The 20,400-nt window shown below is 40.8% G+C and carries 23 protein-coding genes, 1 other RNA gene and 1 pseudogene; 14 read left to right on the top strand and 11 right to left on the bottom strand.

What is annotated here, in order from left to right; translation table 11 throughout:
• Positions 1–165 precede the first annotated feature (165 nt).
• The 3 genes from ACJYYY_RS08475 (at position 166) to ACJYYY_RS08465 (ending at position 2,757) form a co-directional block, all read left to right on the top strand.
• Positions 166–1,434, top strand: coding sequence for a lipopolysaccharide assembly protein LapB (locus tag ACJYYY_RS08475; RefSeq protein ID WP_035313449.1), 1,269 nt, complete (start codon positions 166–168; stop codon positions 1,432–1,434).
• A gap of 11 nt (positions 1,435–1,445) precedes the next feature.
• Positions 1,446–1,994: a YpiB family protein gene (locus tag ACJYYY_RS08470; RefSeq protein ID WP_035313447.1), complete on the top strand. Its 549-nt coding sequence runs from the start codon at positions 1,446–1,448 to the stop codon at positions 1,992–1,994.
• Between the two features lie 85 nt (positions 1,995–2,079).
• Entirely contained in the window at positions 2,080–2,757 is a 678-nt protein-coding gene (locus ACJYYY_RS08465) for a zinc metallopeptidase (RefSeq protein ID WP_035313444.1), read from the top strand.
• A gap of 159 nt (positions 2,758–2,916) precedes the next feature.
• On the opposite strand, the gene ACJYYY_RS08460 is transcribed toward ACJYYY_RS08465, so the two are convergent.
• The 6 genes from ACJYYY_RS08460 to cymR all read right to left on the bottom strand — a co-directional run bounded on the left by ACJYYY_RS08460 (position 2,917) and on the right by cymR (position 5,242).
• A complete protein-coding gene (locus ACJYYY_RS08460; protein ID WP_408868827.1) occupies positions 2,917–3,123 on the bottom strand; it encodes an IS3 family transposase in 207 nt (68 codons plus the stop codon).
• Between the two features lie 259 nt (positions 3,124–3,382).
• On the bottom strand, positions 3,383–3,652 hold the full coding sequence (locus ACJYYY_RS08455) for a hypothetical protein (RefSeq protein ID WP_408868826.1): 270 nt from the start codon (positions 3,650–3,652) through the stop codon (positions 3,383–3,385).
• The gene (locus tag ACJYYY_RS08450) at positions 3,646–3,924 is read right to left on the bottom strand and encodes a helix-turn-helix domain-containing protein (protein ID WP_035312926.1); all 279 of its coding nucleotides are present in this window, start codon (positions 3,922–3,924) and stop codon (positions 3,646–3,648) included. Before ACJYYY_RS08450 ends, ACJYYY_RS08455 begins: the two co-directional genes overlap by 7 nt.
• Before the next feature lie 98 nt (positions 3,925–4,022).
• Positions 4,023–4,394 (bottom strand): hypothetical protein, encoded by a 372-nt coding sequence (locus tag ACJYYY_RS08445; protein WP_035315687.1) that lies wholly within the window; start codon positions 4,392–4,394, stop codon positions 4,023–4,025.
• 126 nt (positions 4,395–4,520) lie between these two features.
• Complete coding sequence (locus tag ACJYYY_RS08440) at positions 4,521–4,805, bottom strand: hypothetical protein (protein ID WP_408868825.1); 285 nt, start codon at positions 4,803–4,805, stop codon at positions 4,521–4,523.
• A gap of 17 nt (positions 4,806–4,822) precedes the next feature.
• Positions 4,823–5,242: a cysteine metabolism transcriptional regulator CymR gene (gene cymR, locus ACJYYY_RS08435; protein WP_035315690.1), complete on the bottom strand. Its 420-nt coding sequence runs from the start codon at positions 5,240–5,242 to the stop codon at positions 4,823–4,825.
• Positions 5,243–5,428: 186 nt separating this feature from the next.
• Between cymR and ACJYYY_RS08430 the strand changes: the two genes are divergently transcribed.
• A complete protein-coding gene (locus ACJYYY_RS08430; protein ID WP_156921236.1) occupies positions 5,429–6,715 on the top strand; it encodes a replication-associated recombination protein A in 1,287 nt (428 codons plus the stop codon).
• A 7-nt stretch (positions 6,716–6,722) separates the two neighbouring features.
• Here the strand turns inward: ACJYYY_RS08430 and ssrS are convergent.
• Positions 6,723–6,908, bottom strand: a non-coding RNA gene (ssrS, locus tag ACJYYY_RS08425) — 6S RNA.
• A 185-nt stretch (positions 6,909–7,093) separates the two neighbouring features.
• Here ssrS and ACJYYY_RS08420 point away from each other — a divergent pair.
• Positions 7,094–8,236: a cysteine desulfurase family protein gene (locus ACJYYY_RS08420; RefSeq protein ID WP_035315693.1), complete on the top strand. Its 1,143-nt coding sequence runs from the start codon at positions 7,094–7,096 to the stop codon at positions 8,234–8,236.
• A 14-nt stretch (positions 8,237–8,250) separates the two neighbouring features.
• Positions 8,251–9,369 (top strand): tRNA 2-thiouridine(34) synthase MnmA, encoded by a 1,119-nt coding sequence (gene mnmA, locus ACJYYY_RS08415; protein WP_408868824.1) that lies wholly within the window; start codon positions 8,251–8,253, stop codon positions 9,367–9,369.
• Positions 9,370–9,610: 241 nt separating this feature from the next.
• Here mnmA and ACJYYY_RS08410 read toward each other — a convergent pair.
• Positions 9,611–10,520, bottom strand: a pseudogene (locus tag ACJYYY_RS08410) (IS30 family transposase).
• 187 nt (positions 10,521–10,707) lie between these two features.
• Between ACJYYY_RS08410 and ACJYYY_RS08405 the strand changes: the two are divergent.
• The 8 genes from ACJYYY_RS08405 to ACJYYY_RS08370 all read left to right on the top strand — a co-directional run bounded on the left by ACJYYY_RS08405 (position 10,708) and on the right by ACJYYY_RS08370 (position 17,259).
• Positions 10,708–11,505: a hypothetical protein gene (locus ACJYYY_RS08405; protein WP_408868823.1), complete on the top strand. Its 798-nt coding sequence runs from the start codon at positions 10,708–10,710 to the stop codon at positions 11,503–11,505.
• The gene (locus ACJYYY_RS08400) at positions 11,502–11,933 is read left to right on the top strand and encodes an ATP-binding cassette domain-containing protein (protein WP_408868822.1); all 432 of its coding nucleotides are present in this window, start codon (positions 11,502–11,504) and stop codon (positions 11,931–11,933) included. Before ACJYYY_RS08405 ends, ACJYYY_RS08400 begins: the two co-directional genes overlap by 4 nt.
• A gap of 129 nt (positions 11,934–12,062) precedes the next feature.
• Positions 12,063–12,425 (top strand): hypothetical protein, encoded by a 363-nt coding sequence (locus ACJYYY_RS08395; RefSeq protein ID WP_035314086.1) that lies wholly within the window; start codon positions 12,063–12,065, stop codon positions 12,423–12,425.
• A gap of 134 nt (positions 12,426–12,559) precedes the next feature.
• Entirely contained in the window at positions 12,560–13,222 is a 663-nt protein-coding gene (locus ACJYYY_RS08390) for a tetratricopeptide repeat protein (protein ID WP_035314084.1), read from the top strand.
• 16 nt (positions 13,223–13,238) lie between these two features.
• Complete coding sequence (locus tag ACJYYY_RS08385; protein ID WP_408868821.1) at positions 13,239–15,620, top strand: ATP-dependent RecD-like DNA helicase; 2,382 nt, start codon at positions 13,239–13,241, stop codon at positions 15,618–15,620.
• Positions 15,621–15,732: 112 nt separating this feature from the next.
• The gene (locus ACJYYY_RS08380; protein WP_035314082.1) at positions 15,733–16,152 is read left to right on the top strand and encodes an organic hydroperoxide resistance protein; all 420 of its coding nucleotides are present in this window, start codon (positions 15,733–15,735) and stop codon (positions 16,150–16,152) included.
• Positions 16,153–16,171: 19 nt separating this feature from the next.
• On the top strand, positions 16,172–16,603 hold the full coding sequence (locus ACJYYY_RS08375) for a MarR family winged helix-turn-helix transcriptional regulator (RefSeq protein WP_051456889.1): 432 nt from the start codon (positions 16,172–16,174) through the stop codon (positions 16,601–16,603).
• On the top strand, positions 16,600–17,259 hold the full coding sequence (locus ACJYYY_RS08370) for a nitroreductase family protein (protein ID WP_035314079.1): 660 nt from the start codon (positions 16,600–16,602) through the stop codon (positions 17,257–17,259). Before ACJYYY_RS08375 ends, ACJYYY_RS08370 begins: the two co-directional genes overlap by 4 nt.
• Positions 17,260–17,394: 135 nt before the next feature.
• Here ACJYYY_RS08370 and ACJYYY_RS08365 read toward each other — a convergent pair whose 3' ends face one another.
• The 3 genes from ACJYYY_RS08365 to ACJYYY_RS08355 all read right to left on the bottom strand — a co-directional run bounded on the left by ACJYYY_RS08365 (position 17,395) and on the right by ACJYYY_RS08355 (position 20,151).
• Positions 17,395–17,925: a hypothetical protein gene (locus ACJYYY_RS08365; RefSeq protein WP_408868820.1), complete on the bottom strand. Its 531-nt coding sequence runs from the start codon at positions 17,923–17,925 to the stop codon at positions 17,395–17,397.
• Positions 17,926–18,025: 100 nt separating this feature from the next.
• On the bottom strand, positions 18,026–19,450 hold the full coding sequence (locus tag ACJYYY_RS08360) for an ATP-binding protein (protein WP_408868819.1): 1,425 nt from the start codon (positions 19,448–19,450) through the stop codon (positions 18,026–18,028).
• Between the two features lie 5 nt (positions 19,451–19,455).
• The gene (locus ACJYYY_RS08355) at positions 19,456–20,151 is read right to left on the bottom strand and encodes a response regulator transcription factor (RefSeq protein WP_035314076.1); all 696 of its coding nucleotides are present in this window, start codon (positions 20,149–20,151) and stop codon (positions 19,456–19,458) included.
• Positions 20,152–20,400: the final 249 nt, after the last annotated feature.

The following is a 20,400-nucleotide window of genomic DNA, read 5'->3' as shown; positions in this document are numbered from 1 at the left end:
AAAGAAACGTTGTTATATCCTCTCGTTTATCTTCAGTCTGAGACAGCCACACTACGTGATGGCTGTCTTTTTCCGCCTAATAATTTTTCTAAACAGGCGACAGTCTTTTTTTGTCATAATATGGTACAATTAGTAACCATGAGCAAGAGAAAGGATTTGAAATAAATGGCATATGGTATGAAAATGATTGAAGCGCTACATAATGATGATTTAGAAGGTGCACATGTTTATCTTAACAAGGCACTGGAGAACGACAATGATGAAGAACAATATGATTTAGCAGAACAACTTCTCCAACTCGGTTTTTTAGATGAGGCAGAAGCTTTATATGGAACATTACTGATTAATTATCCCGGTGAAGGTGAGTTACTCGTTGCCCTAGCTGAAATAAATGTTGACCGCGATGATGAAGATACGGCGTTGACATACCTAGACCAAGTACATCCAGAAGACGACAGCTACCCACGGGCGTTATTAGTATTAGCTGATTTGTATCAATCACAAGGTTTGTTCGAAGTAACCGAACAAAAATTATTAGAAGCAAAAGATATGGTACCAGAAGAACCTATTATTGATTTTGCCCTCGGTGAACATTACAATCAAATGGGTCGTTTCGTTAACGCGATTAACTACTATAATACTGTTCTTGAAGCAGGCATTGATGAAGTATCAGGGGTCCTCATTCAACAACGCTTAGCAGAATGTTACAGCAGTGGTGGGTCATTTGAAGAAGCAATGAGCCATTATGAAGCAGCATTGGACCAACATGCTAATGTCGATACCTTATTTGGTTTAGCTTTTACGGCCTTCCAGGCGCATAAAATGGTTCGTTCAATTGAAGCCTTTAACCAATTAAAAGAATTGGATCCAAACTATACCTCACTTTATCCGTACTTAGCGAAAGCCTATGAACATGAAAATAAATTAGTCGAAGCATTCACGGTGATTAAAGAAGGAACAGTGCTTGATAACTTCAACAAAGAGCTTTACTTTGAAGGTGGAAAAATTGCCCTTAAATTAGATGATCAAGAGGCTGCTGAAAAGTACTTACGTGAAACACTAGTGCTTGACCCTCATTTCATGGAAGCCGCGCTCACTCTAAACAAACTGTTCTTAAAACAAGCAGACTTTGCGGCAGTGATTGATTTGAGTTCATGGATGGAACAAGAAAATGAAGAAATCGATCCGCAATTGGACTGGGATTCAGCTATTGCGTATAAAGAATTAGAGGAATTTGATAAGGCAGCGGCAGCGTTTGAAAAAGCGTATGCACGTTATGCAGAAAATCCACTGTTCTTAAAAGACTATGGTTACTTTATGCGTGAAGAGGGGCAAACAGCAAAAGCACTTGAGCTGTGGACGAAGTATTTAGCGCTTCAACCAGATGATGCCGAAATTTTACAAGAAGTGAGTTACTTAGACGATAACGAATAGGAGTGAGGACCGTGGCGATTACAGTGACGGAAAAACGCGACTTTTTAACGTGGTTTATACAACATTTTCGGATTCACGTGCCAGAGGTGCGCATCTTATTGGAATTTTTAAAAGGAGATGACACCTTATTGGCAAGTGTTCATTTTGTCTCAGATAGTACCAAATGCGAACGGGCGTTATTAATCTCGACCGACACTGAGAAACAAGAACCGTTTTTGTTTTTTAAACAGCAGCTTGTAACGACTGACCCTCAAAAAGCTTTTCATGATATTCGGATGCATCCAGAGCAGGAGCTGTATCTCGATATTGATTTTCCGAACGCGATGCTTGCACCACAATATGCTCGCGTCCATGAAGAAAATCCCTTCAAGTTGGAGCAAAAACTTAGTGCGGACGAACAACAAACAGTCAACCACTTTGTTGATGAAAAACTTCGGCAAGAACGAATTGAGCAATTGGAGCAAGCGATCAATGAGGCCTTAGATGCAGGTGATGCACAAAAATTTACAATCTATGCAAGCGCTTTGAATGAATTGCACGGCATCACGTTATCAGAGTAGCCCCGTCTAGCTTATCAATTGCGTTGGTGTTATAAAGACGGTAAACTATTAAGTAATACATATTAAAAATAAGGATGTGTTAATAATGGGTTCATATTTAATTTATATTGTCGTCATCATGATTATTCCGCTGTGGGCACAATATCGTGTCAAAGCGACGTATGAAAAATACCAAAAAGTACCCAACCGTAATGGGATGACAGGTGCACAAGTGGCACGTCGTATTTTAGATGAGAATGGCTTGTTTGATGTAACAATTCACCCTGTTAAAGGGCATTTAACCGATCACTATGATCCGAGTAAAAAAGGTGTCTTTTTATCAGAAGCGAACTATCATGGGACAACAATCGCTGGCACAGCAGTCGCTGCACATGAAGTTGGACATGCGATTCAAGATGCGCAAAACTATAACTTCATGCGCGTACGCAGCGCACTTGTTCCGGTAGCAAACATCAGTTCAAATATCTCGTATGTGTTTATTTTAATTGGGATTATTTTCACTGCATTAAACAGTTTCTTGTTAATCGGGATTGCTTTAATGGCTGCTGGTGTGCTGTTTCAACTCGTTACCTTGCCAGTTGAATTTGATGCATCAAATCGGGCGTTAAATCAATTGGTAGCTACTGGTATTTTGCAAAGTGATGAAGAGCCACAGGCACGTAAAGTGTTAAGTGCCGCTGCGATGACGTATGTTGCAGCTGCAGCAGTTGCTGTGATGGAATTATTACGTTTGGTAATGATTTATTTAGGCCGGAGAGACTAACAGTATGTCGATTTAGCCTTATATTCTCGTAGCTAAAGTCACTTGAACTAACATTCAAAGTAAAAGCAATTTGATTCGACTTTGTCTAAAACCTAAAAGAGAACCGATAGAAAACGGGAATGCAACTACTTTTTGACACAATTTAAAAAGAGCATCTCATTAGGTCATCTTTTTCCGGTAATCTACTGGTGAAAGATGACCTAATTTCGTTAAGACTCGTTTGTTATTCCAAAATGTAATGTAGTTTTCAACACTATCGATTACAATGTTATTAGAACCAATCGGTTCTTTGTTAATGTAGAATGTTTCAGACTTTAACGAGGAATGAAACAATTCTATTGGTGCGTTATCTGAGGGCGTCCCCATACGGGACATACTTCGGATAACGTTTTTTTGCGGGCTACTTCAAAAAATTCTTTTGTAGTGTAGGTTGAACCTTGCTCACTAGGTAAAATGGCTCCTTTTGGAAATTTATCCATTTGCTTTAAGGTAGCTAAGTAATAGCCATTGTCACTTTACAAAGAGGTATAGCTATTGCCCAATCCTTAGTAATGACATTTCCAAAAAATTCATTTGGATTACCAAGCTTCTTAAATTTTTTCTTCTTCACAATACAATTTTATCCCTATTTACGCATAATCCTAGCTCCTTTATTAATACCTACAAAAAACGCGTTACTGATAAGTGCATGAATTTTCCGATAGCCATAGAGTAAGTGATTTTCTTTCGTTAGTTTTTGAATCCTTTGCTCTAGATAGGAAAATTTAAATGTCTCTTTATTTTGGTGACGATAATAAAAACTTCTAGATATTCCAAATAATTCCGTTAATTTAGTAATGGAAAAGGTATCTGTATTTTGTTTAATAAACTGCACTATATTTTCAGCTATCACCATCTTTCTTGAGAAAAATATTTTTTTAATAAGTTTAGCTCTTTCGTTACTTTATCCAATTGTTCAGATATAGAAATATCCTTTTCTAATCGTCGTCCAGAAGAACTTTCTAGACTTCTTATTTCACCATTTAGGTACCAATCTTTCCATCTGTAAAGAGTTCCACTACTAGGGATTTTAAATTCTTCACGAAGTGAAGCTGCGCTTTCACCATTCAGAAACCGTTTAATAATTTGAATCTTTAATTCAACAGGATAAAAATTATGTTTTGACATCAGAAAACACCTCCAAATTTATTTTACCAAATTTGAGGTGCTCTTTTTTAGTTGTATCTAATTATAGTGGCAGTTTCTCCAACTGTCGGCTCTCTTTTTTATTTAATTAATGTCAGTTTTTGAATGCTGACCTCATTTGCTAACATGTCATAATTACGTTCGTTCGACCAAAATGGACCCTCGAGTCGTTCTTTCTTTTTTGATGAAAGCTTATGTTTATTTTTATAAGTAGCCTTTACTTCATAGCGATGATTGGACTGGGTCGCTTGCCAGAGTTTATCATTGAGCTTGAATTTAAAATGTTGGCTGCCAGCACCTTCAATTAAGCCTCTAATGTCGTTGGAACCCTCTTTTTCTTGGACGAGCATCACGAAGGTAACGTCAACTTGTGAGGCACTCCATCTTTGAACGCAGAAAAAAAGCACAAGCAACAAGGCGATGATTATCGTTATGAGCGGTAGACGTTTCATTAAGTATCACTCCAATCGAAGTAGCACACAGTAATATAGTTTAGTGCTTGTAATTTCTATTATATAGTTGTCGGCTTTAAAAGACAAAGGATTATACCAGACAGTGCTGATATAATCCGTGTAAGCCTATTTTTTTTCGTTAGTAAATAAATTCCGCGTAATCATAATCAGTAAAATACTGAACAACGCACCGCCAAAAAACATTGATCCAATTTGTCCGTATAAAAAATTATTAAAGTTACGTTGGAAGATGGCTACCAGTAAAAAAGACACACTCGTCATAACGAACAGTGTTGGAATTAAAAATAAAAAGCGCTGTTTGAGAAAACGCAAATGCAATACCGTTAAGACGAGTGCGAGTAAATAAATACCGATTAATAAAAACCAAAAGTAAGTAAAGGGAGAGGTCATTCAAATCTTCCTTTCTGTTAGATGTAAAACATATAGCCACTGGAATCATCCGATTCATTATAGTTGGCTAAGTCATCAATTGTCGTTGAATCGAGCACGTCTTTAACCGCATCTCGAATACGACTCCAAAGTTCACGTTTAGCAGGTTCTTCGTTTTCGAGTCCTTCAACGAGTGAAATCGGTCCTTCAAGCAAGCGTAAAACATCACCTGCAGTAATGGTGTGAGCTTCTTTAGCTAACACATAGCCACCATAGGCACCACGGATTGAGCGGACAATGCCGGCATTACGGAGAGGTGAAATAAGTTGTTCTAAATAATGTTCACTTAAATCATGCGTTTTCGCGATTGTTTTTAAGGATGTTGGTCCTTGTCCTTCACGTTTAGCCAATTCAATCACAATGGTTAAACCATAACGTCCCTTAGTTGAAATTTTCAAGCAAAACCCTCCTACACAGTATAATATCTACTCGAATTATACCACAAATCGCCTTATCTCGGGGTTATATCGTTCTTTTAAGGTGCAGTCCACCGGATGAATGACTGAATAAGGCGATGATTTATGATAAACTAGAGAAGCAAGTAACAGAGACTCGACAAGGGCAAGGAGCTGAAAAAAATGGAAATGGATACACCGCTAGCTTATCGGATGCGTCCACAACGTCTCAGTGAGATTATTGGTCAAAGTCATCTCGTGGCACCAGGTATGATTATTGATCGGATGGTAACAGCGAAACGCTTAACATCGATGATACTGTATGGACCACCTGGAATTGGCAAAACATCAATTGCAAATGCGATTGCTGGCAGTACGAAATATGCCTTTCGCTCACTTAATGCGGTGACTAACAATAAAAAAGACCTCGAAATTGTGGCAGCTGAAGCACGGATGAGTGGCCATGTTATTTTACTGCTCGACGAAGTTCATCGCCTCGATAAAGCAAAACAGGACTTTTTACTGCCACATCTCGAAAGTGGGCGGATTATTTTGATTGGGGCGACGACGAGTAACCCTTATATTGCAATTAATCCCGCGATTCGTAGTCGGACACAAATTTTCGAATTAAAACCGTTAACGGCCGCAGAAATTGTGGTTGCGTTAGAGCGTGCCTTGGCCGATACCGAAAAAGGCCTGGGGATGTATCAAACGGAAGTCAGTGAGGCTGCGTTAGAACACTTTGCTTATAGTAGCAACGGCGATGTGCGTGGCGCACTTAATGGCCTAGAACTGGCAGTTATTTCAACCCCAGCTAACGAAGATGATAAAGTTGTGGTGACGATAGAAACAGCGGAAGTGTGTTTGCAACGTAAAAGTCTAGCGATGGATAAAGATGGTGACGGCCATTATGATGTGCTAAGTGCCTTGCAAAAAGCAATTCGCGGCAGCGATGCCGATGCGGCCTTGCATTATTTGGGGCGCCTGATTGAAGCCGGTGATTTATTTAGCATTAGCCGTCGGTTGCTCGTGATGGCATATGAAGATATTGGCTTGGCTAATCCGCAAGTAGGTGTGCATGTGTTGGCAGCCATTCAAACAGCCGAAAAAATCGGTTTCCCTGAAGCGCGCATTCCACTGGCTAATGCCGTGATCGAGTTAGCGTTGGCACCGAAGTCGAATTCTGCCTATTTAGCAATCGATGCCGCATTAAGTGATATTCGTAAAGGGGTCAGTGGTGAAATACCGGATCATCTCAAGGATGGTCACTATCGTGGCGCGGCTAAGTTAGGTCGAGCGGTCGATTATAAATATCCTCACGCCTACCCAACGACACATTTTCCCGGTTATTGGGTTAAGCAACAATACTTGCCAAATAACATCAAAAAAAAGCATTACTACTTACCGAAACGATCGGGTAAGTTCGAAAATGCTTTGGCAGACATGTATGAATTGCTTGAAAAACATAAAAAATAGCAAAAAAAAGAACCCCGATTGTGCCGTCGATTTTCCCTAAATTTTGTACCCGCTCTTACAGCAGGTGGGTGACACTCACCGGGGCTCACAAGTCCTCATGAAAAGGCTTTTGTTCACCACGTTTTTTACGTCTCCCGTAACAAATATGTTCGGTCAAAATAAATAGGTACTCTAACGCACACATCAGGTATTCCTTATGACCTAAATATAGCACTTTTAAAAAAGTTTAGCAACTGAAGTTCACTGAAAACTGACAGTTTTAAATTACAAACCAGAAACTTGCTTTTTAGTGATTTCTTTTTTAAAATCAATAGATATGGAAATTTAATCGTATAGCTTCAACAGCCACGATTAGTATAATAGAGGAGATGCAGTCAAGTGAAACAAATATATGTAGATCATGCCGCAACGTCACCAACACATCCTGACGTTATTACAGCAATGGTAAAGGTGATGCAATCATTACCCGGTAATCCAAGTAGTGTGCATCATTTTGGTCGCGAAGCCCGCTATGCATTAGATACAGCGCGTCACACATTAGCCCAATCGATTGGAGCTAAAGACAGCGAGTTGTTAATGACGAGTGGCGGCACCGAGAGTGATAATTTAGCGTTAATGGGGACGGCATTAGCTCGTCAACATGAAGGTAAGCATATTATTACAACAGCGATTGAACATGCTGCAGTCTTGAAAACGGCCAAAGAGTTGGAACGACAAGGGTTTGAACTGACATATTTACCTGTTTCGCGCGAGGGACAAGTGGCTCTATCAGATATCCGCGATGCCCTTCGTCCGGATACAATCTTAGTATCGATTATGTATGGCAATAACGAGGTGGGAACGGTGCAACCAATCAAAAAAATTGGTGCCTTGCTCGCGAATCATTCGGCAACATTTCATACGGATGCCGTACAGGCGTATGGCCTTGAAGCGATGAATGTCGATGACCTCCAAGTTGATTTGTTGTCGACCAGCGCGCATAAATTAAATGGTCCTCGTGGTGTTGGTTTTTTATATGTTCGTGCTCAAACGAAATTGCACGAACTAATGTACGGTGGTGATCAGGAACGTAAACGTCGTGGCGGCACTGAAAACCTTCCGGCAATTGTTGGTTTTGCAGAAGCGGTTAAAATTGCTGAAGAGACACGTGCTCAAAAACAACAAGATTACGAAGGCTTTAAACAAATTATGATAGGTGCGCTCGATGTTGCGGGCGTTGACTATGAAATTAATGGCAGTTGGGAAAATAGTTTAAGCCATATTTTAAATATTCATTTCAAACATGTCTCTGTTGAAGCCTTTTTAGTGAACCTTGATATGGCAGGAATTGCTGTTTCGAGTGGCTCGGCATGTATGGCGGGGAGCATTGAACCGTCACATGTCTTGGTGGCGATGTATGGGCCCGAAACACCAGCATTAAAAGCGAGCTTGCGCTTTAGCTTTGGCATTAATTTAACAAAAACAGCGATTGAAGCCGTAGCAGCCGAAACGGTTCGTATTTATAAACGATTGGCGAAATAAAAGGAGTGGAAATGATGGAAACGAATGATAATGCAAACACACGTGTCGTCGTGGGAATGTCTGGTGGGGTTGACTCATCAGTAACGGCGTTAATGTTAAAAGAACAAGGTTATGATGTAATTGGTGTATTCATGAAAAACTGGGACGATACCGATGAATTTGGCGTTTGTACAGCGACCGAAGATTACGAAGATGTCCGTAAAGTAGCGAATGAAATTGGCATTCCGTATTATGCCGTTAATTTTGAAAAAGAATATTGGGATAAGGTGTTTACTTACTTTTTAGCAGAATATAAATTAGGACGTACGCCTAATCCAGATGTGATGTGCAACAAAGAAATTAAATTCAAGGCCTTTTTAGAACATGCCGAAAACCTCGGTGCAGATTACGTTGCCACCGGTCACTATGCCCGTTCAGTTCGCGATGAAAACGGTGAAGTGAAGATGTTACGTGGGGTTGATAATAACAAAGATCAAACGTATTTCTTGAATCAATTGTCACAAGCACAATTAAAAAAAGTAATGTTCCCGCTGGGTGCGATTGAAAAGCCCGAAGTACGTCGTCGTGCCGAAGAAGCAGCGTTAGCGACAGCAAAGAAAAAAGACAGTACGGGTATTTGCTTTATCGGTGAACGTAATTTCAAAGACTTTTTGAGTGAGTATTTACCAGCTCAACCAGGAAAAATGACGACGCTTGAAGGCGAAGTGATGGGTCAACATGATGGGTTGATGTATTATACGATTGGCCAACGCCAAGGCTTAGGCATTGGTGGCGAAGGTGAACCGTGGTTTGTTGTCGGTAAAGATGTAGCGAGCAATACGTTATATGTTGGTCAAGGCTTTGACCACCCGGCCCTTTTATCAACGGCTTTAATCGCCAATAAAGTGAGCTGGACGTCTAAAACACCTAAGACAGGCTCGTTTGAGTGTACAGCTAAATTCCGTTACCGCCAAACAGATGTGGCAGTGACCGTTGACGTCATCGGTGATGAAATTAAAGTGACGTTTAAAGAACCTGCTCGTGCCGTCACACCCGGTCAATCGGTCGTGCTTTATGATGGCGAAGAATGCCTCGGCGGTGCGACAATCGATCGCCTATACCGTGAGGGTGAATTGATAACGTACGTAGGCTAAAAATAACAGTGAAATCAGCTCGTTTAACTTTGAAGACATTGGAATGGAAAAGAAGAGCGACTAGTTGCCGTCGCTACTTTTCCATGAAATAGCATATAAGTTAGCTGATTGAACTAGAGGACATAACAACGTTTCTTTTCAGTCAAGTCATCTTGCAGCGAAAGTCACTTGAACTAACTTTCAAAATAAAAGCAGTTTGAAGCAGTGCGATGAGCACTGCTTTTTTTGTCTTTCTTATTTGTCAAATTAAGCTGGACAATTGTTCTTCATTTACGTCACTCAAAAACACTTCCAATGGTGTCCGGTAATTTAATGATTTTCTTGGTATGTGATTTCTTTTTGAAGCAACAGCTGAAATGAAGTTTTGGACAACTTGGTTAAAGTCCATCTTTTTTGGCAAGCCATTTCGACGCAAAATGCCATTAGAATTTTGGTTTAGACCGCGTTGTGAAGGTGTTCCAGGATCCGCAAAATAGATAGAGATATCATTCGAGTTACTCATTTCTTTCCAGTTTGAGAATTCTTTTCCACAATCAAACGTGATTGATTTAAACATGTTTTTGGGAATAGATTGTAACCAAGCCGTCGTTGCTTTTTCGATATCTGCTGGTTTTAATGTGATAATCACTTTTTGAAAGTCGCTCAACTAACGTGATAACAGCACTTTTATGATGAACACCGACAATTGTATCACCTTCCAAGTGTCCAAATTCTTCATTGAATTGCGTATAATCAGTCAATCGTTCCGAAATATTACGCTTAAATGCTTGCCTTCCGCGACGTTCGTTGTGTCCGTTTGGCTTACGTTTACCTTTCATTGGTAGCTTTGTGATATCGAAGTCGTTCGCTTTAAATAGGCGATAGAGCGTTCTAACAGAACATGAGATAGGTATCTCAGCACGACCAATAATCACATCAGGTGTCCAGCCTTTAGCTGTCATTTTCTGAATGTAAGTTTGTTGATCCGCACTTAAAATGATAGAACGTCTGCCACAATATGTTTTATTTTCTTTGTATCTTTGATAATAATCATTAGCTGATAAACCTTTTTTAAGAAAATTGTAGACATTATAAATCGTTTGTCTTGAACGTCCAAATATCTTCGATACGGTTAAAACAGATTGTTTCGTTTGGAAATAGGCTTCTATCATTACAAGCTCATTTGGTGTAAGATGTTTATAGGTCATTTGTCTTCACTCCTAATAATTCTTTGGTCGGAACTATTTTGAGTGTCGCACAAATGACTTTTTTATTTGTCTAGCTTAATTTTACTATCGGCGAGACTATAAAGCCCTACAGTTGAATCAAGCGGGTTTACAGTTTGCTGACATGCATTTAATGGAAGGTACATTCTTTACAAGCCCAACATTTCTGCAAACGTACGACATGAATGTGCCAGTGCTGTTAGGTGCGGCTTATCGTCCTTACCACAGCATTAGTGACACGTTGAAAATTGAGTATTTAGGCGCGGTTATGAACGTAGTGGTTCAAGGTTTTACTGCACAAAATCAAGTGTTATTTTTACGGGAGGATGAAACATTTGATTTGAATCGTTACCTTATTTTGCCATTTTTAATTGATTTAGCCCTGCCACAGTCCGAGCAGACAGCTGCCTTTCAACAGCGTCATTTTTTGAATGCAGTGAATGGGTACTTGTATACCAATGACTCTCTTAGTCATGTTCAACACGCAATCGCTCAGGCTTCAGCAACAATTAACAATTTTCCGTCATTGCAAATTATTGGTGTTAGTACTCAATTCATTAGTGATTTTATAGCGGGATTACAAGAGAGTCAGTTGTATTTACGCTTAATAACGATGGTGCTATTTATTTGTACAACAGCTGCAGTTACAGCCTTAGCAGTCTATAAAATCAAACTTTTTCGAGCCGATTATGTGTTGCATTTAGTTATCGGAGCGAAATGGTATTTTTTGACAACCGTCGTGATGGTCGAACTGCTGTTACAAACGGTGCTTGCAAGCTTTATTGTTGTGTTGCCCTTGTATTGGTTTAGTGGGAGTTGGTTAGTAGTTGGGCGCTTAGCGATGTTGCTTTTGGTGATGCAATTACTACCAGGTGTGAGTATTGCGCAGGTGTTTTATCATTTGAGTAAAGATGAAGGAGGTCAAAAATGATTGTGTTACGGCAGGTGGCAAAAAGCTTTGAGGATGGCGAAAGACAAAAACAATTGTTTGAAGGACTTAGTTTAAAAATTGCCCGTGGCTCCTTTGTTTGTATTCGCGGCCGCAGTGGTGCGGGAAAATCAACCTTATTAAAAATCCTTGCCGGTTTAATTGTTAGCGATCGAGGTGACGTTTTTTTTGAAGGAAAGGCTTTTAGCACATTTACTGCGAATGAGCGGAGTGATTTTTGTCGTGATAAGATTGGCTTCATTTTTCAAGAAGCACCACTCATTAGTCGTAAAACAGTCTTTGATAACATTGCGTTGCCATTGAAATATCAACAGATAGCGCCGCAAGAAATTGCACAGCGGGTTGAACAGTGGTTAACGAAGTTAGCAATCAGTCCGTTGCACTTGATGATGAAAATGAACGTCAGGTGATGTCATTGTTACAAACGCATCGCCAGCCGGAACAAACGCTTGTGCTCGACACACATAATGATGCTCTGGCTCAAGCAGCGGACCAGGTGATTGATATTAGCTAGCAAACTAACAAGGAGAATGAAGAATATGAAACGTGGCCTACTTTTAACTGGAATCGTTTTAGGTATAATGCTAGTAAGTCAGACCGTTCAAGCTGATTATGCTTATGTTGGATGGATTGAAGGAGAAGGGTATCAACCATTGGCGAAGGTCGCTAGTAAACCTGAATCACATAGAGGATGGACAAATTATGCAGGGAATTATAAACAGGGTCATGCCGAGACAAAGTGGAAAGGGAAAAAACATTATAGTCGTGTACAGATGAAAACAACCATTTGGCCGCACTATGTTAGGGTAGATACAGGTCGTGTATGGGTTAAAGATAAAACTTCGGCACATGTTAGTAAGAGTGTGATGAGAAATACAACCGATACGTATTGGGGAAGTTGAGCAAAAGTTAAAAGTTGTAAGCTGTCTCTTAAAAAGAGGCAGCTTTTATTACGCTAAAAGACGTGCAATGGTTTTAAAACCTGTAATATATGGTAAAATGAAAGAATGATTAGATAAAGAGGAGCGAAAGACACATGACAGATTTAAATGCAAAAGCGTTAGAACATATGCAAAAAGGTGAAGTAGAAGAAGCGGTGAAAGTGTTAACCGCACAAATTGAAAACGAGCCGACCGATGTTGTCGCATACGTCAACTTTGGTAACGTGTTACTGTCAATGGGTGATGTTGAACGCGCAGCCCGTTTTTATGACCGTGCCATCGAAGTCGATGCAGAGGCACCGACGATTTATTATAGTTATGGTAATCTGTATTACCAAGCTCAAGAATACACAAAAGCAGCTCGAAAATTTCAACTAGCACTCGAAAAAGGCTTGGATGAAGCTGATGTTTATTTCATGCTGGGCATTTCGTTATTAACAGACGGTAAAGCAAAACTAGCGTTGCCTTATTTGTTAACAGCTACCGAAAAAAATCCGACCGATACCGAAGCCTTATTCCAATATGCCCTTGTATTAGCGCAACTTGAAATGATGCCAGAAGCGATTGCTGCGTTTGAACAAGTATTAGTACTGGATGAAACACAGGCTGATGCGTTGTATTATTTAGCAACTGCCCGCTTGATGAATGGTGAAGATTCAAACCTCATTACACCATTATTCGAGCAAGTATTAGTGCTTGATCCAACACATGAAATGGCGCAAAGTGCGCTTGATGCTATTCGTGCTTACGAACAATAAGGGGAGGTAAAGACCGATGGTTGAACAAAGTAAGACAGATGCAGCTGTAACTGAACCACTCTATGTTAAAGGTAATGTTGTTACAACCATCTTTCATAATGCCACGAACCTTTTTTCAGTATTACGACTGGAAGTAAAAGATAGCAATGTTGAGTGGGAGGACCGCGAAATTGTCGTAACAGGCTATTTGCCACAGTTATCGCCGGAAGAACGCTACCATCTCGAAGGCACCGTGTCTGAGCATCCTAAGTATGGCCGCCAGTTCCAAGTCACCACCTTTAAAAAAGAATTACCAGCGACAAAAGCAGGCGTTGCGAGTTACTTATCGAGTGACATGTTTAAAGGGGTGGGGAAGAAAACGGCCGAAAAAATTGTTGATGTATTGGGTAACGACGCCATCTCACGTATATTACAAGATGCCACCGTCTTAGACCAGGTTCCTAAATTGACGGCTAAACTAAAAAAAACACTGGCACAAACCTTACAAGAAAATGAAGGCCTTGAGCTCGTGATGATTAAATTAAATGAGATGGGCTTTGGGCCCCAACTCGCGATGCGTATCTTTCAAACGTATCAACAAAAAACGCTCGAAGTGATTAACGAAAACCCTTTCCAATTAATCCATGATGTTGCCGGTATTGGCTTTGGCCGTGCCGATGAACTCGGACAAAAAATCGGGATGGGTGGTAATCATCCTGCTCGCCTCAGTGCGGCGCTAATGTTTACCGTTGATTCTGAGTGTATGCAAAATGGCCATGTTTACTTAGAATATGATGAAACAGTCATGAGTACGAAGCGATTGCTCGTAACGAGTGATGGCACGAGTATTGCCGAAACTGAAATTAGCGATGCCCTCCAAAGTTTGCTGCAAAATAATGAGCTCGTGCAAGAAGAAACGCGTATTTACTTGCCCTCGTTGTATCATGCCGAAAAAGGGGTGGCACATCATTTACTCCGTCTGCAAAAGGCACAGGCGAAGCGGACTTTATTCGAGAAAGCTGATTTTTTAAAGGCGCTTGGAGAATTAGAAGAACGCATCAATGTCGCCTATGCACCCTCGCAAAGTGAAGCGATTGAAACCGCCCTTAATTCAGCAACGATGATTTTAACCGGTGGTCCCGGTACCGGTAAGACGACCGTCATTAAAGGAATTGTTGAATTGTTTGCTGAATTGAATGGCCTCAGTTTAGATCCGAGTGCCTATAAGGATGGCGGTCCGGCGTTCCCGGTCGTGTTGGCAGCACCAACTGGACGTGCAGCGAAGCGGATGAGTGAATCGACCAACTTACCAGCGATGACGATTCATCGACTGCTCGGTATGACCGGGCAAGAGAACAAGTCCGATGATGTTGAACGTGAACTCGAAGGGCAGTTACTCATTATCGATGAATCAAGTATGGTTGATATTTGGTTAGCGAATCAACTGCTTCGTTCCGTCCCGACCAACATGCAGGTCATCTTTGTCGGTGATAAAGATCAGTTGCCATCAGTCGGACCAGGCCAATTTTTAAAAGATATCTTAGCTTCAGCGGCTTTGCCGACGATTTCATTGACTGATATTTATCGTCAAGCTGAGGGGTCGTCAATTATCGAATTGGCCCATCATGTTAAAGAAGGCGTGTTACCCGCTGATTTCAAACAAAATACTGCCGATCGCTCTTTCTTCCATTGCAATACGCAACAGTTATCTGAGGTGGTCGGAAAAGTCGTCAAAAATGCAGCGAAAAAAGGCTTTACTGCCAAAGACATTCAAGTGCTCATTCCACTTTATCGTGGTCCTGCCGGCATTACAAAAATGAATGAAGAACTGCAAGCGATTTTAAACCCGAACCCTGACGGTAAACGCAAGGAAATTCAATACGGTGATGTGCTTTATCGAGTGGGCGATAAGGTGTTGCAACTCGTGAACCAACCCGAAAGCAATGTTTTTAACGGTGATATGGGAACGATTGTCAGCATCATTTATGCCAAAGAGACGATTGAAAAGCAAGACACGTTGGTGATTGAATTCGATCAAACGGAAGTGACTTATTTGCGGGGCGATTTAAATCAAATTACACATGCATACTGCTGTTCGGTACATAAGGCACAGGGCTCAGAGTTTCCCATTGTGATTTTACCGATGTTGAAGTCGTATTACCGGATGTTACGCCGCGATATTTTATACACTGCGATGACGAGAAGCCGGCAGTTTTTAATTATGTGTGGTGAAGAATCAGCCTTTGAACAGGCAACCGTCCGCCAAAGTGATATTTCACGACATACATCCTTACTGCAACGACTAACGCGCACGACTGCGGAACCCGAACCGGTGAGTGCAACAGCTGACTACATTTTAACACCTGAAAATGTCCATACGATTGATCCGATGATTGGCATGACCGAAGTGGAAAATTAAAGCGAAACCAGCTGTTACGATTCAATCACGTGACAGCTGCTTTTTTTTATGGTAAATTATATTGTGCGCAACTTAATTGTGAACAATTAAAAAAACGAGAGGATGATCAATAATGAAAAAATTATATGAAACAACGATTATTAATACTGGGGGACGCAGTGGTGAAGTATCGTCACCCGACAATATTTTTTACTATGATATTTCAGCTCCGACTGAATTAGGTGGCGATGGAGGTTCAGGTACCAATCCAGAACAGCTGTTTGCAGCAGGTTATAGCGCTTGTTTTAACAGTGCTTTAGAAGTTGTAATGCAACGTGCACAAATTAAAACAACAAGTACAGTAACAGGGACTGTGACACTTTATGGTGATCCAGTCGACAACGGTTTCAAAATTGGTGTTATACTAGACGTACAAATCGCTAATGTCGACCATGAAACAGCGCAAGCACTCGTAGCTAAAGCGCATGACGTTTGCCCGTATTCAAAAGCAACCCGCGGCAACATCGATGTCACATTAAACGTTGTAGACTAATTAAAGTGAGGGAATAAGCGTGATTCTAAATCAACAAGTGTGTTTTACTGTCCACAAGCTGGCCCGACAATTTGACCAACTCTATCGTCCTCTTTTAGAACGTTTTGAGCTAACTTATCCGCAATACCTCGTCTTGCTTGTGTTATGGGAAGAAAATCAGTTAAGTGTGACGCAAATTGGTGAACGCGTCCAGCTAAACTCAGGCACGTTGTCGCCAATGTTGAAACGAATGGAAGCTAGTCAACTAGTGCTACGTCAACGTTCACAAACAGACGAACGTAAAGTCGTCATTGTCTTAACCGATAAGGCGAAGATACTAGAAGCAGATGTTAAAGCAGCCGTCGTGAACTGTTTCGGCGCGCTCGATTTGCCCGTAGAACAAGAAGAAAACATACTTGCCAAACTAAATGATTTAATCACAGTAATAAACAAAGGGAGTAACATTAAATGACTAAAGATATCCGCTTAATTGACGCAATCAACAGCCGTCATTCCGTTAAAGTATTTGATGAAACGGTCAAAATACCACGAGCTGAAATGGAAGAGATGCTGACCCTAGCAACACGAGCACCTTCTTCGATTAATTTACAGCCCTGGCGCTTCGTGATTGTTGAAGCTGCCGAACAAAAACAAAAGTTAGACAAACTGGTTCGCTTTAATCAGGGGCAGTTACACAGCTCAGCCGCGATGATCTTAATTTTAGGCGATGCGAACCATGCCGATAGAGTCGAAGAAATTTTCGGACAAAATGTGGCTGCTGGAACAATGACGCCCGAAGTGAAGGACTACTTTGTGAAGGCTGTTAATGAAACGATAATTGCCGCCCCAACGACAGTTCGTCATGCACTTGCGACGAACGATGCAAACTTAGTTGCCATGCAATTAATGCTCGTTGCAAAAGCCTACGGTTATGATACAAATCCGATTGGTGGGTTTGAACGTGAAGAAGTGATGGCGGCCTTAAACATCGATAGCGAACGCTACCAAGCCGTCATGTTTGTTGCAATCGGGAAGGCGGCCAAAGTTGCCCATCCATCGCCACGTTTACCAGTGAGTGAACTTATCAGTTGGAATGAAGGAACCAACGGAATAGTCGGTCGCAAATAAAAACAGAATTATTTGCATCCCAATGCTGTCCGAAAGCGTGTCGGTGAGTTATCTGCACTGCAGCTTCGTAAAAAAGACAGTATAAAAAAGCGTGTCACACAATGTTTTAAGTTGTGTGACACGCTTTTTTGTACCTTATTCAGCTGCACCATGGAATTTACGCATGATTTTATCGGCTGCTTTGTAATGTTCTTCAGTGAAAACGTATTTTTCACGTTTGTACACTTTTTGACGCTCGCCCCAACCCTCAGCTGTGCGCGGACGTTCATTTTTATATTCTTTGTATTCAACGTTTAATGTTTTTTGTGCAACTTGCACATCAACCATCTTCAGTTTATACACATCAAGCATTGAATAAAACGCTTGTTTACGTTCTTCAGCCGGTGCGTTAGCATCCTTTATGCGTGTCATTGCTGCAGTCATAATGGCAAATTCAGGTGCATCTTCACCGTAGATAAAGTTCGTATCTGCCTTTTCAAGTGACGCATCATAGTTGTTATCCTCAGTAATACCATATGATTCTTTGATTTTAGCAACAAGCACCTTGTGATCCATTGCTTCTTTAGCCGGTTTAGCGACTGTTTTTTTAAACTCATTTGAGAAAAAGATGTCTCTTACATTTGCAAGGTCAATCGATTTTTCCATAATTTTTACGCGACGTGCCATTAAAAAATTCCTCCTCTATCGATACATTAATATAGTATAGCACAAATCACGAATAAAAGAATAGAGGCTGAAGGCGATTAGCCTTCAGCCTCTGCTCAGGTTAGTTGTGTGTTTCTGCTGTTAAGCGCGGGAGGGTCACAGTAAAACAAGTGCCGTGTCCTTCTTCGCTCCGGACGCTAATAGTGCCATCATGAAAAGCGATTAACTGCTTCACGATTGATAAACCAATGCCGGATTCGCCATACTTTGTATTCGTCCGCGAAATATCGGCTTTATAAAATCGTTCCCAAATTTCTTCAATCGCTTGTTTGCTAATGCCAATGCCACTGTCTTCAATTTCAATTATTGTATCAGTCGCCGTTTGAAAACCACGTAAGGTAATCAAACCGTTATCGGTAAATTGAATGCTGTTTTTGACAATGTTAATTAAAACCTGTGTAATGCGGTCATAATCGGCATTTAATAAAATCGAGGCATCGATTTCGAGACGGATTTCGTTGTTTTTTTGTTGCGCACTAAATGCCAGTGAGTCTTTTACAATCTCAAACAACTCCAGTAATTGAAACTCATTTTTATGCAATACCACTTGATTCGTTCGAATCCGTTCGTAATCGATATTTTCATTCACTAACCGAATTAAACGCTTCGCTTCTGTTTGTATCAAGCGGATACTTTCATGTGATTCCTCAGGCGGTATCACATCTGTCACTAACGCATCAGCCACACCGCTAATAGTGGTAAGCGGTGTCCGCAGTTCGTGTGAAACATCGACGGTGAATTGACGACGTCGCCGTTCCTGTAAGGCGATTTCTTCATTCGATTGTTTTAAAGATAAGGCCATCCGATCGAAGTCATTCGCTAAGTTACCGATTTCATCGGCGTCTTTCGAATGCAGTTGCACATCAAAATTACCATCACTAATCAATTGTGTCGCTTGTTGTAATTTGTTGATTCGCTTCACTTGAAACCGAGAGAAAATATAACTTAACACTAGGGCTAGCAGCAACGAAGCGCCACTGGCAATTACGACGTTATTACGTAAAGTATTAATCGCCTTCTCAATCTCCGACACAGGTGAAATTAATAAAATACCACCAGCGAAAACGCCCTTAGAAGTGGTGATTGGTGTCAGCACAAACGAAACTGTGCGATTGAACCGACCATCTTCAAAAGGAACGGCGATTTGATTGCCGTTTTTTAACTTTTCCCATTCGTTCGTATCAATTTGAAATGTTAGGCCTGTTTGTGCATATAAAAACGTCTTTTGAGCATCGAATAAGGTGATGGTAATATCCTTGGCATTCAATAAGGTCTGGTATTGCTCGACCTTATCAATACTGACTGTATTATCGGTCTTTTTAAATTCTTTCGCCATCGCCGTGCCAAAGGCCTTCAGTTCATCAACCTTACTATCATAGACATAACCGGATAAAAAATGGGTCATTAGAACGGCTATCACAGCACTCGTCATTAGTACAATGAATAAATTAGTTAAAAAGAGTTGGGTGAAATATTTGATTTTCATCGGAATCATTCCGTTTCATCGAATTTATAGCCAATACCCCAAACCGTGTGAATAAAGGCGTGTGTGTCAGTCGATATTTTTTTGCGAAGCCGTTTAATGTGAACGTCAACCGTCCGTTCGTCGCCATAAAATTGATAGCCCCACACCTGTTCAAGCAACTGCTCACGCGAAAAAACTTGGCGTGGATGCGCCATTAAAAAATAAAGCAAATCAAATTCTTTCGGCGTTAACGCGGCAACAGGAGTATCCTCAAAGAACAGTTCGTGCGTGGAGCGGCTAATTTTAAAAAAAGCGGTCGTTAAGGTATCTGCATCAGCAACTGTTTCTTTTTCTGTTGCTTGTGAGCGACGGGTAACGGCTTTAATTCGCGCCATCAATGTTAAGGCGTTGAATGGTTTCGTGACATAGTCATCGGCACCGAGTTCGAGTCCGAGTACCTGATCGGCTTCAGATTCTTTTGCCGTTAAAATAATGATAGGCACCTTACTCGTTTCCCGAATCGCCATGACAATCGACATCCCATCAAGCGAAGGGAGCATCAGGTCAACAATTATAATATCAAATTGCTCGGGTGTCTCCTTGTATAAATCGAGCCCTTGTTGGCCATCGTGGCTAAACGTCGCCTTGAAACCTTCCTTCTTAAAAAACATATTGACCATCTTACAAACACTTTCATTATCTTCAATCATTAAAACTTGCATGTGTAGTCCTCCAATTGGTTAATAGCTCGTACCATTTTATAATATATGCTCTACTATACTAGAATAAAGCACGAGCTGGCTAGTATAAGCCTTTCAAAGAAAGCGTAACTGCCTATTGAAATAATTGGTGAAATCATCTAAAATGATGATAAACACATAAAGTTAAATTTTGAAAAGGAATATTAAGGCATTCTTCATTTAAAGAGAGGCAGTTGCTCGGTTGAAACAACTGCTAATGAAAGCCGCGAT

This window comes from Brochothrix campestris (assembly GCF_046058945.1).
GTDB classification, from domain to species: domain Bacteria; phylum Bacillota; class Bacilli; order Lactobacillales; family Listeriaceae; genus Brochothrix; species Brochothrix campestris.
This window is presented reverse-complemented; position numbering and strand designations above follow the sequence as displayed.